This is a genomic window from Pseudanabaena sp. CCNP1317, from assembly GCF_034931345.1.
Lineage (GTDB): Bacteria > Cyanobacteriota > Cyanobacteriia > Pseudanabaenales > Pseudanabaenaceae > Pseudanabaena > Pseudanabaena galeata.
Map to the genome: position 1 here is coordinate 35,993 of NZ_JAYGIF010000063.1, position 17,312 is coordinate 53,304.

The 17,312-nt window shown below is 42.1% G+C and carries 10 protein-coding genes and 1 tRNA gene; 7 read left to right on the top strand and 4 right to left on the bottom strand.

Features of this window, described 5'->3' with window-relative positions:
• Nucleotides 1–101 precede the first annotated feature (101 nt).
• Together VB775_RS14025 and VB775_RS14030 are read left to right on the top strand one after the other, a co-directional pair.
• The gene (locus tag VB775_RS14025) at nucleotides 102–1,553 is read left to right on the top strand and encodes a TIGR04222 domain-containing membrane protein (RefSeq protein WP_281008629.1); all 1,452 of its coding nucleotides are present in this window, start codon (nucleotides 102–104) and stop codon (nucleotides 1,551–1,553) included.
• A gap of 224 nt (nucleotides 1,554–1,777) precedes the next feature.
• Complete coding sequence (locus VB775_RS14030) at nucleotides 1,778–2,689, top strand: TIGR04168 family protein (protein ID WP_281008628.1); 912 nt, start codon at nucleotides 1,778–1,780, stop codon at nucleotides 2,687–2,689.
• A gap of 256 nt (nucleotides 2,690–2,945) precedes the next feature.
• Here VB775_RS14030 and VB775_RS14035 read toward each other — a convergent pair whose 3' ends face one another.
• Nucleotides 2,946–3,656 (bottom strand): J domain-containing protein, encoded by a 711-nt coding sequence (locus tag VB775_RS14035; protein ID WP_281008627.1) that lies wholly within the window; start codon nucleotides 3,654–3,656, stop codon nucleotides 2,946–2,948.
• Nucleotides 3,657–4,025: 369 nt separating this feature from the next.
• Here VB775_RS14035 and VB775_RS14040 point away from each other — a divergent pair.
• Nucleotides 4,026–4,098, top strand: a tRNA-Thr gene (locus tag VB775_RS14040).
• Between the two features lie 60 nt (nucleotides 4,099–4,158).
• Here the strand turns inward: VB775_RS14040 and VB775_RS14045 are convergent.
• Nucleotides 4,159–4,896 (bottom strand): glycoside hydrolase family 19 protein, encoded by a 738-nt coding sequence (locus tag VB775_RS14045; RefSeq protein ID WP_281008626.1) that lies wholly within the window; start codon nucleotides 4,894–4,896, stop codon nucleotides 4,159–4,161.
• Nucleotides 4,896–5,102 (bottom strand): hypothetical protein, encoded by a 207-nt coding sequence (locus tag VB775_RS14050; protein ID WP_281008625.1) that lies wholly within the window; start codon nucleotides 5,100–5,102, stop codon nucleotides 4,896–4,898. Before VB775_RS14050 ends, VB775_RS14045 begins: the two co-directional genes overlap by 1 nt.
• A gap of 329 nt (nucleotides 5,103–5,431) precedes the next feature.
• Here VB775_RS14050 and VB775_RS14055 point away from each other — a divergent pair, with 329 nt between their 5' ends.
• Nucleotides 5,432–6,277, top strand: a complete 846-nt coding sequence (locus VB775_RS14055; RefSeq protein ID WP_323216827.1) for a M28 family peptidase — start codon at nucleotides 5,432–5,434, stop codon at nucleotides 6,275–6,277.
• Between the two features lie 11 nt (nucleotides 6,278–6,288).
• Here VB775_RS14055 and VB775_RS14060 read toward each other — a convergent pair whose 3' ends face one another.
• On the bottom strand, nucleotides 6,289–7,350 hold the full coding sequence (locus VB775_RS14060; RefSeq protein ID WP_407072973.1) for an AI-2E family transporter: 1,062 nt from the start codon (nucleotides 7,348–7,350) through the stop codon (nucleotides 6,289–6,291).
• 442 nt (nucleotides 7,351–7,792) lie between these two features.
• Here VB775_RS14060 and VB775_RS14065 point away from each other — a divergent pair, with 442 nt between their 5' ends.
• The 3 genes from VB775_RS14065 to VB775_RS14075 all read left to right on the top strand — a co-directional run bounded on the left by VB775_RS14065 (nucleotide 7,793) and on the right by VB775_RS14075 (nucleotide 17,200).
• Nucleotides 7,793–9,877, top strand: coding sequence for a M3 family metallopeptidase (locus VB775_RS14065; RefSeq protein WP_281008623.1), 2,085 nt, complete (start codon nucleotides 7,793–7,795; stop codon nucleotides 9,875–9,877).
• Between the two features lie 54 nt (nucleotides 9,878–9,931).
• On the top strand, nucleotides 9,932–11,527 hold the full coding sequence (locus tag VB775_RS14070; RefSeq protein ID WP_281008622.1) for a cryptochrome/photolyase family protein: 1,596 nt from the start codon (nucleotides 9,932–9,934) through the stop codon (nucleotides 11,525–11,527).
• A 549-nt stretch (nucleotides 11,528–12,076) separates the two neighbouring features.
• Nucleotides 12,077–17,200, top strand: a complete 5,124-nt coding sequence (locus VB775_RS14075) for a polyketide synthase (RefSeq protein ID WP_323216828.1) — start codon at nucleotides 12,077–12,079, stop codon at nucleotides 17,198–17,200.
• The last annotated feature ends 112 nt before the right edge of the window (nucleotides 17,201–17,312 follow it).

The window sequence follows — 17,312 nt, forward strand, 5'->3', positions numbered from 1 at the left end:
TGGGGTTGGGATTCGAGCGTAAAGCGATGTAAATATTACACTTGATGAAATTATGAAGCAGATATACTGACCAGTAGATAGTTTTTTTAGGCGTAGGGGTTATGAATCAGAAACTTGGAAAAATGAATGCTCAACAGCTAGAACTATACAAACGAATTCAATCCTTTTCTCTAGATCAACCCCATAGTCAATTATCTTTTAGTAAGCGTCTAGCTAGAGATAATGGCTGGAGCATAAATTACGCTCAGCGCGTAATTGCGGAATACAAAAAGTTCACATTCTTGGCTGTTGTCGCAGGACATCCTGTTACCCCATCAGATCAAATTGACCAAGCTTGGCATCTTCATCTCACCTACACACAATCCTATTGGCAAGAGTTTTGTCCAAATGTTTTGCAAACCCCATTGCATCACAATCCCACACGCGGAGGCGAGTCTGAGCAGATAAAGTTTGACGACTGGTATAGTAGGACTCTAGAAAGTTATAAGCAGTTTTTTGGCAGTAATCCAGCGAGCGACATTTGGCCAGATTCCCAAGAGCGTTTTAGTCGCGATCGCCATTTCGTGAGAATCAACACCCAGCAAAATTGGCTAATTCCTAAACAACCTTGGTTGAGTCCGTCCCGTCTTCCCTATCGACGAATTGTTAGCTTTCTACTTATACTTGTAGTCACATTTGCTACTACTGGCTGTAGCGTTTCACAATTAGCAAGCATGTCAGGTCAAGAATTTTTGGATTTGTACGTTGTTTTATTAGTTGTCGTTCTATTTTTTGCATATCGACTCAGAGCCTATCTATGCTTACCCAATGGAAATCCAAGCCAGAAATCTATCCCTCTAAACCCTTATCAATTGGCTTATCTGAATAGGGGTAAAGATCATGTTATCGATACAGCGATCGCAAGTCTCGCCCATCAAGGATATCTCAGGGTGGATGTATCTTTACGCAAACTTACGTTAGAGAATGAAGACTTGCTAGAAAATTTGTCTGACCCTATAGAAAAGGAAGTTGCTATGGCGATCGCCTTAGATGGATACCTTGATGTTGTCCGTAAGTCCGCAATAAGTACAATCGATACAATTCAAACCCAACTGCTTCAATTTGAACTTCTAGTAAGTGAAGTCCAAGCTTCTAAGGTGCGTACTTACCCCGTCTTCTTGACGTTTCCATTACTAGGATTGGGTATTGCAAGGATATTACTAGGAATATCGCGTGGAAGACCAATTGGGATTTTGCTTTTTATGTGTATAGTTTTAGTCTGCGTCCAGATTCATCTTTACAAGAGTTCTATCCATCGTAGTCGCTATGGAGATAAGATTTTAAAACACCTACATAATAAAGAATCTATCAAAAAATTGGATAGTCAAACTGATTCTCTACCAATGGCATTTGCTCTTTGGGGAACGCTTGCTTTACCAAATGATATGTTTGATGACCTGAAAAAGATATTTATTCCAATTCCTAGTAGTGATAGCTACATTAGTAGTGATAGCGATAGTGGTAGTGGTTGCAGTGGCTGCGGAGGTTGCGGTGGCTGTGGTGGTGGTGATTAATCGTGGCTAAAAGAACTATAAGGCAATTTTGAAAATACTGCTTTGCAACCCTTTCAGAAATTGCTGGGTTTGGTTTGAGTACAAAGCGTTGTATGTATAGCAATCCTAAATAGGTTGAGAGAGTGCGCCCCGAAGGGGCGCACTCTCTCAACCCTCAAAATCATACAACTCATTTAGGAGCGCTATATGATAGTTAAGTATTGTTCATTTTTAGCCCTTAGATTATGTCCAAGCCATCGGTCAAAATAGCTGTAGTTGGAGATGTTCATGATTTATGGCAACCCGTTGAAGACCGCTTAGCTCTTCAGTCTCTAGGAGTTGATCTAGTTCTATTTGTCGGTGATATTGGCAATGAATCAGTGGAAGTTGTAAGGGCGATCGCGAATCTTGATATGCCGAAAGCCGTGATTTTGGGTAATCATGATGCTTGGTACACTGCCTCTGACAATCAGAAAAAGCTCAATAAAAAGAAATGTCCTTACGATCACACTAAAGAAGATCGCGTGCAGCAGCAATTAGATATTTTAGGTAAGCTCCATGTTGGTTATAGTTGGATAGACTTTCCTGAATTAAATCTTTCCGTAGTTGGTGCGCGTCCCTTTAGTTGGGGCAGTTCTAGATGGAAGAAAGCAACATTTTATAGCGATCGCTTTAATGTTAAAAGTTTTGCCGAATCGACGCAACGGATTGTTGAATCTGTAGCCAACACTGCCCATGACAATATAATTTTTTTAGGGCATAATGGACCTTTCGGATTGGGAAGCGAAGAACATTCTATTTGTGGTAAAGATTGGAAAGCTGGTGGTGGGGACTATGGCGATCCAGACTTTGCCGAAGCGATTTCTAAATCCTATCAAATGCTCAAAACAGTTCCTCTAGTTACCTTTGGGCATATGCATCACCATTTACGCCTTAATTCTAAACGGACTCGTGAAGTGCTTGTGACTAACGAAAAGGGAACAGTTTTTCTTAACGCAGCCTGTACACCAAGAATTGTCCAAAGCAATAACGAAGAGTACCGTAACTTTTCCATCGTCACCTTAGAATCTGGCAAGATCACCCAAATATCTCTTGTATGGCTCAATTCGCATTGCCAAGTAGTTAAAGAGAATATTCTGTTGCAACGCACACTTTAGAACCCATTTAAGAATTACTTTCTGCGGTTAAAAGCTCTAAGAGATCCCCCTCAATCCCCCTTAAAAAGACGTGAGTTCGATATAGCCATTTGCGGCGTGCTTCGCACGCCGCAAATGGCGAAAAATGGTAAGAATCGCTTAGCGATTCTTACCATTTTTCGCTTTCGTCGAACTGACGTTAAAAAGGGAGAAGAATTTAATTCTCCCCCCTTTTTAAGGGGGGCTGGGGGGATCTAGACAACTCTTAAATGGTTTTTTAAACCGTTTGCAAGTTTTCCATTGCCATTTGGGCGCAATAACGCATTTCATCAGCCCTGCGCCAAAGTTCTTGACCTGTGTGCAGATGATGATCGTCAAAATTTAGAGTGAAGTAATTTAATTCTTCAATGCCATCGCTGATCGCATTGAGACAGTGATACAGATAGCTGGCAATCCCTGCGGCGGAAGCAGGATTGGGAAAGGCACGGAAGAAAATCTGCGCCTTGGCATAGGAGCCACGACATTCATCAATATAGTCCTCAAAATCTTCCATCAGTCCATCATCGTAAGGATCAGCCGCGAGATCGTCGATCTGCTCGTCTAGACTATCTAAAATTACTTCGAGCATTTCGGTAATCGGCTCGTAAACTTGCTTAAACCAGCGATCAAGCTTCTGATCTTCGTTGAGATGGGTGTCACGCTTGGATGGCGATCGCTTTACTCCCTGTTGAGATACACCATTGGGGGAGTGTTTAATGCCAAGACTGCGATCGTAATGGGCGCGAGATTGGGGATTGCTAAGGACTTCGTAAGCCAGATTGATCGAGGCTATATCATCATGATTATCGAGATGATGATTGCAATCGGGGTGAAATTCTTTGACTAGACCACGGTAAGCGGTTTTGACCTCGGCAGGAGCCGCGCTGTAGCTAATTCTCAGGGTTTTATAATGATTTACTTGTTGAGTGCGATCGCTTGTCCTAGCCATGTCCTTGTGATTAATCTACGTTTGCGGTGATATTTTTTTGTTTTTCATGCCGAATTTTTGAGGATTTCGATGTTGTCGAAATATTATTTCTAAGCAGAGCAAAACTTTTCCTACTAAGCATTTTGTAGGGATATTCTGTGAACGTCAACCACTTGACAGGTAAAAGTAGAGTCATCACTAATTACGGCTTCTACTTTTATAGCTATAGCCACCTGTATCATGACAAATCAAAACCCAAATAGTGTGAGGCGGCGCTTCGCGCCGCCTCACACTATTTGGGTTTTATATCCTAACAAGAATGGCGACAGCTATAAAATAAATGTTGCTAAAGCGATCGCAAGTCTGCTATTGTATCAAAGGATTAAATTTGCTGGTGTAGCTCAGTTGGTAGAGCAACTGATTTGTAATCAGTAGGTCACGAGTTCGAGTCTCGTCCCCAGCTTAACTTTGAATAAAAAAGCACTGCATTGCAGTGCTTTTTTATTCAAAATTTAGGCATGAATTAGGCAAAGATGCCACAAGCTTTGTCGTAATATTGTTGGCGATCCTCTAGTCCGTTATAGCCACCATTCACCCGCAAAGTTACCTCTTTGACCGTTGCCCCGCGATCGCACAAAGCATTCATCTTATTGTTGTCCCACCAAAAACCAGCACTAGTAAATGGATACTTCGACGCAACATAGACAACTCCATCCATCACTTTAGGATCGCCGATCGCCTTACTAAACGCTTGGTAATTAGCGCGTCCCGTAAGCTGAATCACCCCGGCCCCTTTATACTTAGGTCCATCTCCTGGCTTCACGTTGCCCAAATCCGCACGACCTTCATAGTCTGCACCGCTAGCAATTTCCTGTGTATATCGCAAACCACCAGACTCATGGGCAATTTGACTAAGAAAATGTCGTAATCTAGGTGCAGTAGTAATCTTGTACCGAACAAGAGAAGAATTTAAATCTTGCAGTTGGACATCAGTAATTTGTCTACCAAAGAAGGCATCCGCTTGCTTTTTACTGACAATTTGGGGAACATCAGGCTCTAAACCGTCCCAATGTGGCGGAAACACAAAGAAAGTTCCACTGCTAGCCGCCAATATAACTTTTAGGTGTCCATTGTCAGCAGGCTCAAATTTATCAAATCCATAGGTTTTACCAACGGGTACATCAATAGTTTCGTTGGGTTTTGTGAGTTGTGACGAGTCTACTGGACGTATTTTCAGTTTAGTTGCAACCTTAGCCTTCATTATTCCCATATCATGACCACAATGACTAATACAATAATTATCAACTTCTGGGGTTGTTTTTGTAAATGTAAAAATGTTACCCAATTATGATTTTCTAAATCCTTAGAAAAATGTTTCTCCAATAATTTTGTACTAACAACTTTTGTGACAATCTTTCTTATAAGCTCAGGCACTGAAACTGCTTTAGATATCCATTGACGAGACATCCTGTTTAGACTTGATGCATAGCTATACCCACTTATATCAGGACAAATCAAAACCCAAATAGTATGAGGCGGCGCTTTGCGCCGCCTCATACTATTTGGGCTTTATGTTCTCAAAAGAATAGCGACAGTTATAGTACAAGAAATTTTTAAAAATGTTGCTTTGAAACATTTTTAAAAATTTCTTAGGTTTGCAAAAGTGCAAAGCGCTGTACAGTTTACTGATGTTTTAAGTAATACAGAAATATTTTTGAAAGCGGCGCTTTGCGCCACTTTCAAAAATATTTCTAAATTCTAAGTCAGCACAAAGAGCTGTAAGTTATTCGTGATAAATGATGGAAACCCTACAACTTCGATTAACTCAACATCTAGAAAGATTAGTTATAGAACGTAATCCTTACTATGCATCGGCTGGACATTTATTTGCTCGTGAATATATCCGATCGCATTTTGCAAAATTTGGTGAAGTTATCACCCATGATTTTGAAGTCAATGGCAATATTCATCAGAACTTAATTTTGCAGATTGAGTCTAACTCTGCAAAAAAGCGATCGCCTTTGATTATTGGCGCACATTACGATACGGTAGCGGGCTGTGTGGGTGCTGATGATAATGGCTCAGGTGTTGCCGTACTTCTCGAACTCGCTGCATATTTTTCGGCAAATCCTATTAAATATCCCATTCAATTAATTGCCTTTGACATGGAGGAATATGGATTGTTGGGCAGTGTTGCTTATGCTGATAAGCTCAAGCAGGAAAACCAAAAAATACGCCTGATGATTTCCTTGGAGATGTTGGGCTATTGCGATCGCACTCCCAATTCACAGCACTATCCCGCAGGATTAGACAAGTTCTATCCCAATACAGGCGACTTCATTGGACTTATTGGTAGCATTCCCACAATTCCCGATCTGATCCATTTACAGCATCACATGAAATCTGTGGTTTCCTGTGAATGGCTTCCCGCAGGTTGGCGCGGCTTAGCAATACCCGATACTCGCCGCAGCGATCATGCTCCTTTTTGGGATGCTGGCTACAAAGCTTTGATGGTTACCGATACCGCGAATATGCGAAATCCGCATTATCACAAAAGTAGCGATCGGCTAGAAACTCTCGATTTAGAATTTCTCACTCAAGTTTGTCGTGGACTAATCATAGGGGTTGCTAATTTGTCTTAAAAGCTCAACATTTAACTAGGATTTTTTTTAGTTATTTCTCCACGCATTTCATCAACATCAAGGATGCTAATGATCACACCTGTGATGGGGATGGATAGAAAAACCCCAATCAATCCAGCCACTCGCGCCCCCACTAAGAGCGCGAAGAACATAATCACGGGATTAATGTTAATGGAACCTTTCATAATTCGCGGCATGAGTAAGTTCTCTTCTATTTGCTGCAAGATAATGCAACCCACTAAAATCTTCAAACTAAGGAAAATTCCTTGAGGCAAAATAATTAAACAAATCAAACTAATTCCTATCGTTGCACCAATCCCAGGAATTAGGTCAAATGCACCAGCAACAGATGCTAAAACTAGTGGATAGGGAGTGTTTAGTACAATCAATACCACAAATGTAGAGATCCCAAAGAAACCCGACAACAGCAGTCTTCCCCAAAAGAAACCCAGAAAATTCATTTGAATCGCTTTGGTTACATCATGGCGGACATGCGCTGGAAATATTTTCATAATTAGACGCCATAATCTTTTGCCATCCGACAACATAAAAAAGCTAATCACCCCAATCAAAATTATATCTAGTACGTTAAACAGCACATCTTGTAAGGTAGTCAAACCTTTACCAATAACATCTATAGCTTGTTCGCGAAGTTGTCCCTCAAAGGTGCTGAAATCAACTTTAATATTTTGATTCTCCATAAAGGATTGGATTATTTGCAACTGGGCGATCATCGATTCCAAAAGTTTGGGAGCCTGTGCAATTAGTTGCTGTGCTTGAGCAATGACTGCCAATCCTAATGTAGCCGTTAAGCCACCGATGACTAGCAAAGCAATTAAGAATACAACCAATACCGCTATTGATCGCGACATAAACCTCGATATAAATTTAACTGGATAATTCAATAAAAATGCGAGAATGGCGGCAAAAATAAAGATGATTAAAACTGTTGAAAAATATGCCAATACCTGTGCGATCGCCCAAGCAATAGCGAACATTAACAAGTAACGAACGATTTGGGCATTATTGATGTGTTTCCACATCCGATTGTTGTTGCTTTTGGGATCTTCCATTACAGCCTTAAGTAGTTCCATTGTTTATTACAGCGCTTTGCGCTCAAACCCGAACCGAGAGATTTTTTGAAAGTGCTTCGCGCTTAAACACAAACCAAAAAACTTTTGGTTTGTGTTTAAGCGCGAAGTACTGTAAGTCTGTAACTAACCCTAAGTATAACGTGAGTTCGATATAGCCATTTGCGGCGTGCGAAGCACGCCGCAAATGGCGAAAAATGGTAAGAATCGCTAAGCGATTCTTACCATTTTTCGCTTTCATCGAACTGACGTTAAGTATATGTACACAACTACCGTACTTTGTACAAAAATAAACTAGACCTACACTCGTGTCGATAACCTTTAACCTAGTCGCCTAATCAGTTTTCCTCTCATGCGGTTAGCGATCGCGATATAATCAAAGATAGCTAATTTACAAATCTTAAAGATTAACCAGAAATTATTTATGAGTGAAGTTACTAATCCGCTCTTGATTGGCAAAGGCTTACCACCATTTCCAGACATCAAACCAGAACATGTGATTCCTGCCATCACCCAATTGCTTGAAGAAACTAGCGCGGGATTGACTGAACTTGAAGCAAACCTGCAACCTACATGGTCAGGGCTAGTCGAGCCGCTAGAGCATTTGACTGAGCGCATTGGTTGGGGATGGGGTGCGATCGAGCATTTATTAAGTGTAAAAAATAGTGCAGCTTTGCGGGAAGCTCACAAAGTCGTGCAACCCAAGGTCATCGAATTTTTTAACCGATTTAGTCAGAGCCAACCAGTCTATAAGGCTTATAAGGCAATTTACGGATCATCAGAGTGGGACAGTCTCGAACCTGCTCAAAAACGTATCGTTGAAGCTGCCATCCGTGATGCAGAGCTATCAGGCGTTGGTTTGGAAGGTGAAGCCAAAGAGAAGTTTAATGCGATCCAAATGGAACTTGCTGAACTCTCCACTAACTTCTCTAATCATGTGCTTGATGCTACCAAAGAATTTAGTATGACGCTGAACAAACCCGAAGAGATTGAAGGTTTGCCTCCGAGTCTGTTAGCTCAAGCTGCTCAAGCATCTCGTCTAGATGGTGATGATAAAGCCACTCCTGAAGATGGTCCTTGGTGTATCACCCTCGACTACCCCAGCTATGTACCATTTATGCAGCATAGCCGTCGTCGTGATTTGCGAGAGAAGCTCTATCGCGCCTTTGTTAGTCGTGCCGCAAGTGGTGAATTTGACAATTCTCCATTAATCGATCGCATTCTCGAATTGCGTAAACAAAAGGCAAATTTACTCGGCTATTCTACCTATGCAGAATTGAGCCTTGCTCGGAAGATGGCTCCTAATGTTGAAGCAGTTGAGAAACTACTCGAAGAATTGCGTCAATCCAGCTACAATGCAGCTACTGAGGAGTTTGCAGAACTAAAAGAATTTGCTAAGTCTCAAGGCGAAACCATTGAACTCAAACATTGGGATACTTCCTATTGGGCTGAACGTCAGCGCGAAACTAAGTTTAATTTCACTGTAGAAGAATTGCGCCCTTACTTCCCATTACCTCAAGTTCTCGAAGGTTTATTTGCACTAGTTAAGCGTTTGTTCGGAGTTACCGTAGTACCTGCGGATGGCAAAGCCCCGATCTGGCATGAAAGTGTCCGCTTCTTTGAAATTCAGAACGAGAGTAATGAGGCGATCGCTTATTTTTATCTCGATCCCTATAGTCGTCCTGCGGAAAAGCGTGGCGGTGCATGGATGAATGATTGCATCGGACGCGCTAAGGTGACCGAAGAGGGTAAGACTATTACCCGTTTACCTATAGCCTATTTGATTTGTAATCAATCGCCTCCCGTTGATGGCAAGCCCAGCCTCATGACCTTTGGCGAAGTGGAAACTCTCTTCCATGAGTTTGGTCATGGATTGCAACATATGTTGACTAAGGTTGACTATTCAGGAGCATCAGGCATTAATAACGTCGAATGGGATGCTGTTGAACTTCCTAGTCAATTCATGGAAAACTGGTGCTACGATCGCGCTACTTTGTTTGGCATGGCGAAACACTATGAAACAGGCGAAATCCTTCCTGAAAGCTACTTCCAAAAGTTGATTGACTCCAAAAACTACATGAGTGGTTCAGGAATGCTCCGTCAGTTGCATTTCAGCCTTGTCGATATCGAGTTACACCATCGCTATGAAGTCGGCGGCTCGGAAACTCCAATGCAATTGCGATCGCGCCTCTCGGAAACCACAATGGTAATTCCACCCTTGCCAGAAGATAATTTTCTCTGTTCCTTTGGTCATATCTTCGCAGGAGGCTATGCCGCAGGTTATTACAGCTACAAGTGGGCGGAAGTCCTCAGCGCCGATGCCTTTGCAGCTTTTGAGGAAGCAGGATTGGAAAATGAAGAGGCGATCGCTTCAACGGGTAGGCTCTACCGCGATACAGTTTTGGCTCTCGGTGGCAGCAAGCATCCGATGGAAGTATTCAAAACCTTCCGAGGACGTGAACCCAGCACTGCGCCATTACTCCGCCATAGCGGTTTAGCGAAGGTCTAATCTATAATAAAGGCGTTGCATTGCAACGCCTTTATTGTAGGTAAATTGATATTTATGCTAGAAACTGCCTGTGAATTTCTCTCGCAAATAGAAAATTATCCGATTTCAGAAAAGATAGAACAGCAATTAAGAAATAGCGATCGCGCTCTGTTTATCCTTCATGATCAACTAAATCTGGATGTATTTCCCAAAGAATTACTCGCACAAAAGCCATTGTTAATCTTTGTGGAATCCCTGAAATATGCCACATTTATTCCTCACCATAAGCAAAAACTAGTTTATATCCTCAGTTCTCAGAGGCACTTGGCGATCGCCTGTCATCAACAGGGATTTCCCGTACTAAATTTATTTACCGAAGGATTTCATGCCGAGGCGATCGCGAATTTTTTGGCGCAATGTCCTCAGCTTAAGCTTACCTATATGCAGCCATCAGAGTGGGATACGCGATCGCAAATGTTGGCTTTAAATGATCAATTTAGCGATCGCCTCGAAATACTTCCCAATCGCTTTTTTATTGCGGATGCTGAAAAATTTAAGCCGAAAATCAAAAAAGGATATCGCTTAGAGACTTTCTATCGAGAACTTCGTAAGCAAACTGGTTACTTGATGGCAGATGGTAAACCCGTCGGCGGTAATTGGAACTATGACAAAGAGAATCGTAAATCTTTGCCCAAAAATGTTGTGATTCCTACGATTCCTGAAGTCCCACCTGATGCAATTACTCAGGAAGTAATCGAGTTAGTCAAAAACTATTTACCTGATGCTTTTGGAAGACTAGACCAATTTGGTTATGCCGTAACTCGCGATCGCGCCCTAGAACTAGCTCAATTATTCATCGAAACCCGCTTAGCGAATTTTGGAGCTTACGAAGATGCTATCAAAGTCGGCGCACCCTTTTTATTTCATTCTGTGTTGTCGATTTATCTTAACAATGGCTTGCTGTTACCACAGGAACTCTGCGAAATGGCGATCGCCGCCTATGAACAAAACATTGCACCTCTCAACTCTGTGGAGGGTTTTATCCGTCAAATTTTAGGATGGCGCGAATATATTCGCGTTTATTACGAAGCGCAAATGCCCCAAGTGCGAGAGAGTAATTATTTTCAATTTTTTAATAACTTACCGCAACTTTATTGGGATGCAAATACCGATTTACTCTGTCTAAAAGATGCTGTTACTAATGTTCTAAATTATGGCTATTCACATCATATTCAGAGACTGATGGTCTTAAGTAACTTTAGCAATCTCACAAATACAGATCCGCATCAGCTAAATTACTGGTTTTGGCTTGCCTATGTCGATGCCTATGAATGGGTTGAGCTTCCTAATGTTCTGGGTATGTCTACGTTCGCTGATGGTGGTGTACTTGCCTCCAAGCCCTATGTATCAGGGGGGAATTACATTAACAAAATGAGCAATTGCTGCTCCCAATGTACCTATGATGTGAAGCAAAAAACAGGTAGTTCTGCCTGTCCCTTTAATTATCTATATTGGAATTTTGTCGATCAGCATCGTCATAGCTTTATTGAAAATGGCAGGGTGTCACTAATGATTCATGCTTATGAGAACAAACCTGATGAGGAGAAAACAGCCATTAGAGACTCATCAATTCATTTTATAAAAAACCTCAAACACAGCTATTCTAAATAGCTATAATTTGCAATAATTATTAAATTATTGCAAGGTTTCTTTATAAAAAATTAGTTTTTTAGTATGAGTTAATCATCATTTGAAATCATGATATAGCAATGAAAATTTTGCTTAGGATATAAAACCCAAACAAATAAAGTTGGCGCTTTGCGCCAACTTTATTTGTTTGGGTTTTAATTTGTCCTAGCTATCTCTTTCATTGATATAGATATCTTGTCATCTAGACTATCTAGAGATCCTAAATGAGTTGTATGATTTTTAGTGTTGTGAGAGTAAGCCCCAAAGGGGCTTACTCTCACAACATATTTAGGATTGCTATAGCTATGTAGTAAGTATAGAGGTAACTCAAAAATAACTAAATAACCTATCTATAACTTTCCTATAACTTCTATAACTTTATTATCCCGTCTTTCTCCTGATTTCTAAATAAATATGGATTTACAAATGTCATGTAAAATGCTAAGTTTTAATTTTAACTTGAGAGTATTCTAAATTTATTAAGCATACTCAATTACATTTAATCTTACATGCTATTCATTGTGACTTCTGATGGAAATGGATGTCGAATATACAGAATCTATACTGAAATCTCCTTTTACTAGCCAAGAGCATTTCTGGAAGCAGTTTCTAAAAGGATTCAATGCAAGCACATTTTTATTCGGTGATTCTATAAAGTCTAAGGATTATCTTTCAGTATTTGACTATCAGGAGGTTAGTACTTGTCTTAATGAATCTTCAACTTCAATTTTTAATCGGTTTATTCAAGAGCAAAATCTAGAAGTCTCTTCAGTATTGCAAGGGGGATGGGCATTGCTCCTGCATCATTACAGTGGTGAAGATGATATTATTTTTGGCTTTCAGACTGCCCAAACTTCTCTAATAGCAAGTGATAAAGAGAGTAAAAGTCAACTCATACCTATTCGCATCAAAATTGAGCCTGATAAATTAGTTGTACCTTGGTTACTTCAGGTTCAAGAATATTGGAAAATCACCCAAACATATTCTCAAGTATCGCTAAATCAAATTCAAGCATGGAGTGATATTCCTTCTGATATATCAATGTTTGAGACTGGAATTATATTTGGGAATCTTGAGCAAGCGATTGCACTATCTGATTTGCCGATTACTATTGGGATAAAAATAGAGCCGCAATTGACATTGCTAATTAGATACGATCGCAACCGTTTTCAAGAAGCTGCAATTAATCGTCTTTTGGGGCATTTGCAAACCTTGATAGAAAGTCTGGTCACGAATCCTGAGCAGAAACTTGCAAGTTTGCCAATGTTAACCACTGCCGAGCGTCATCAGATTTTGATTGAATGGAACAATACTCAAGTAACCTATCCTTCAGACCAAACAATTCATCAAATCTTTGCGGAGCAGGTAGCAAAATCTCCTGACAAGATTGCCTTAATCCTGCCATCTCTCAATGCAGAAGATCCAATAAGACTAACTTATAAAGAATTAGACAGGCGTGCGAATATTCTTGCCTGTGAGCTACAGCGTCTTGGAGTAGGCTCAGAGACATTTGTGGCGATGTGTATAGAAAGATCGATTGAGACGATTGTCGCTATTATCGGAATTCTCAAAGCAGGTGGAGTTTACGTTCCTCTTGATCCAGCTTATCCGCAAGAGCGACTTGCTTTTATGCTTGAGGATACTCAAGCACCAGTACTAATTACGCAGTCACATCTACGCGATCGCCTACCTCCTACTCAATCACATATTATCTGTCTAGAAACAGATTGGGGTAAGGAAATCACCGAAAGTATTCCAGAAGCAACAAAGGTCAATGCTGATAGCTTGGCATATATTAACTATACCTCTGGCTCTACAGGTCGTCCCAAGGGAGTTGCCATTCCGCACCGAGCTGTTTCCAGACTAGTATTTGGTACTAGTTTTACAGAGCTAGATGGCAATCAAACTTTATTACAACTAGCACCTATTTCCTTTGATGCTGCTACTTTAGAGATTTGGGGAGCGTTGCTGCATGGTGGTTGCTGTGTTTTATTCCCCAGTGATGGCATTCCCGATCCCCAAGACTTGAAAACAGTTATTCAAACTTACGGGGTTACCACCATGTGGCTGACTGCCGCATTATTTAACACGATCATTGCGGAATCTCCTGAATCTCTTTTAGGAGTGAAAGAACTACTCACGGGTGGTGAGGCGCTCTCTCCGAGCTTTATTCGGCTGGCGCAAAAACATCTTCCTGAGACACAACTAATTAATGGATATGGTCCTACGGAAAATACGACCTTCACTTGCTGCTACCGCATTCCTCGACCATTGGGCGATCAAGTGACATCAGTTCCCATTGGTAGACCGATCGCTAATACTCAGGTTTATATTCTCGATACTCATGGTGAGCCTGTTCCCATTGGTGTATTGGGAGAACTTCATGTTGGTGGGGCGGGACTAGCGCGTGAGTATATCAATCGTCCCGATCTAACTGCTGAGAAATTTATTCCCGATCCATTTAGTGCTGATTCTCCAAAACGGCTCTATAAAACAGGCGATCGAGTACGATGGCTGCCAGATGGCACGATTGAGTTTGTTGAAAGGCTTGATAATCAAGTAAAAATTCGTGGGTTCCGTATTGAATTAGGTGAAATTGAGGCAGCTTTAAGCCATCATGAAAGCGTGCGGGATGCTGTAGTGATTGTGCGTGAGGACATTGTGGGCAGTAAGCGGCTGGTTGCTTACATAACACCAAAATCTGAGCAATCACCCAACATCAATCTAATTAAGTCTTATTTGCAAGATCAATTAGCTGATTACATGATTCCTGCGGCGATTATCGTCTTAGACAAAATCCCACTTACGCCTAATGGGAAAGCGGATCGTCGTGCTTTACCAGCACCTGTCTCTATAGGAGTTGGGGATAACTTTATTGCACCCAATAGCCCTAAAGAACGGATACTTGCCGAAATCTGGTGTGGTGTTCTGGGATTAGAACAGGTTGGGATTGAAGACAATTTCTTTGACATCGGCGGCACTTCGCTGCTGGGCTTACAGATGGTTACTAGAGTCCAAAAACAGCTAGGTTCTGAATTCCGTGCTGTTAAGCTTTATCAATATCCCACCATTCGCACATTTGCCCAGTACCTCGATCGCGAAGAACACAAACAGTTAGAGCAACCACAACAAAAAAATAAACAACGCGATCGCCTTCTCCAAAAAGCACCAAAGATTAACTCTGATGGCATCGCAATTATTGGTATGGTTGGGCGTTTCCCAGGCGCGGATACTGTCGAAGCCCTGTGGCAAAATCTCTGTAATGGGATAGAGTCCTGCACTACTTTTACTGATGCAGAAATCGATCCAAGTGTTGATGTCGAATTACGTACTGACCCTAACTATGTTCGTGTAAGAGGCATCATTGATGGAGCCGAAACCTTTGAAGCAAGTTTCTTTGGAATTAGTCCCAGAGAAGCCGAAGTTCTTGACCCACAGGCAAGAGTATTTCTAGAGTTAGCTTATACAGCTTTGGAAAATGCGGGCTATATGCCTGAATCCTACGATGGTGCGATCGGGTTATATGCTGGTTCTGGTCAAAATACATACTTTGAGCATCACATCTGCGGTCGTCCTGAAATAATCAACCGACTGGGTGAGTTTCAGACGATGCTAGCGAACGAGAAGGACTTTGTAACTACGCGTACCTCCTACAAATTGGGGCTAACTGGTCCTAGTCTTAGTATTAATACCGCCTGCTCAACCTCTCTAGTTGCGATAATCCAAGCATTTCAGGGATTAATGAGTAATCAATGTGATATTGCCCTAGCGGGGGGTATTTCCATTACCACACCCCAAAATCGAGGCTATCTCTACCAAGAAGGTAGTATGCTCTCCCCTGATGGGCGTTGCCGTCCCTTTGATGCCAATGCTCAAGGAACCATGTTTAACAGTGGTGCGGGTATTGTCATACTGAAGAGATTGGAAGAAGCCTTAGATGATGGCGATCGCATCTACGCTGTAATTAAAGGCGTAGGTATGAACAATGATGGTACGGATAAGGTGAGCTTCACTGCACCAAGTGTCAACGGACAGGCGGGAGCAATTACTATGGCGCAAGCTTCGGCTGGTATCCACCCTGAAACCATCTCTTATATCGAGACTCATGGGACGGCAACTCCATTGGGTGATCCCATCGAAGTTGAAGCTCTAACTCAGGCTTTTCGTACTCAGACCGATGCGACCCAATTCTGTGCGATCGGTTCAGTTAAAAGTAACTTTGGGCATTTAGTTGCTGCGGCGGGAGTGACAGGACTGATCAAAACTGCCCTAGCTCTCTATTACAAAAAAATTCCACCTAGCCTCAACTTTGAATCCCCTAATCCAGAAATTGACTTCGCGAATAGTCCTTTCTATGTCAATAACAAACTCGTTGATTGGGCGGCTGGTGAGACACCTCGCAGGGCTGGTGTAAGTTCCTTTGGCGTGGGCGGCACAAATGCCCATGTCGTGTTAGAAGAAGCCCCATCAGTGGAAGTCTCTAGTCCTTCTCGTCCCTTTCAATTATTGCGGTTGTCGGCAAAAACTAGTACTGCTCTGGAGCAGACCACGACAAACCTCAAGGAATACTTCACTCACAATCTTGAAGCGAACTTAGCCGATGTAGCTTATACCCTAGATCATGGCAGAAAAGCTTACAATCATCGTCGCTTCGTCGTTTGTCGCGATCGCTTAGATGCGATCGCGATATTAGAATCTCTTGATGTGAATCGCAGTGCCACAAGACTAAGTGAAATTCGTAACCCAGATGTGGTGTTTATGTTTCCTGGACAGGGTTCACAGTACCTCAACATGGGCAAGTATTTCTATGAGCATGAAATCGTATTTCGGGATGCTGTTAATCGCTGTGCGGAGATTCTCCGTCCTTTGCTAGATCGAGATCTCCAGCAAGTCATCTATCCACCCCAAAGCAACGATGGTAATGATGAAGCCGCCACAGCTTTATTGCGGCAGACTCAATACACTCAACCAGCATTATTCACGATTGAATATGCTTTGGCGATTCTCTGGCAAAGTTGGGGTGTTCGCCCCGCAGCGATGATTGGACATAGCATTGGCGAATTTGTTGCCGCCTGTTTATCGGGTGTGTTTTCTCTAGAGGATGGGCTAAAACTCGTTGCGACTCGCGCAAGGATGATGGGCGCATTGCCCAGTGGCTCCATGCTCTCAGTGCGCTTACCCGCAGAGGTGTTGCAAAAGCGTCTGAGTGATGACCTAGCGATCGCGGCGGTAAATGGGGCTTCGCTTTGTGTTGTGGCGGGACCAACTGAGGTAGTTAATAACTTGCAGCAACAACTGGAAGCCGAGGAGATTGTTTGTCGCACATTACATACCTCCCACGCTTTCCACTCGCCAATGATGGACCCAATTATTGAGCCATTTGCTGAAATGGTCAAAACTGTTCAGTTATCGCCACCCAAAATTCCTTTTGTGTCAACGGTAACAACAGAATGGATCACCGATGCTCAAGCTACTGACCCCATGTATTGGGCTAGCCATTTACGCGCTACCGTTCGGTTTGCAGAGGGTGCTAAAAAGCTATGGGAGCAGCCTGCAAGGGTTTTACTTGAAGTCGGTCCTCGTACCACAACCGCAACATTAGCGCGACAACAGGCAAAAGACATCAAACGTCAAATTGCGAGGGTGCGACCTTGACATAATACGAAGATTGTAGAACAATGAAAGAATAACGAAGGAGATCAAGAAAGAAAATGTCGGCAAAGTTAATAAGTGTAGAAGGCACAAAAGTAAAAATCGAACTTACAAT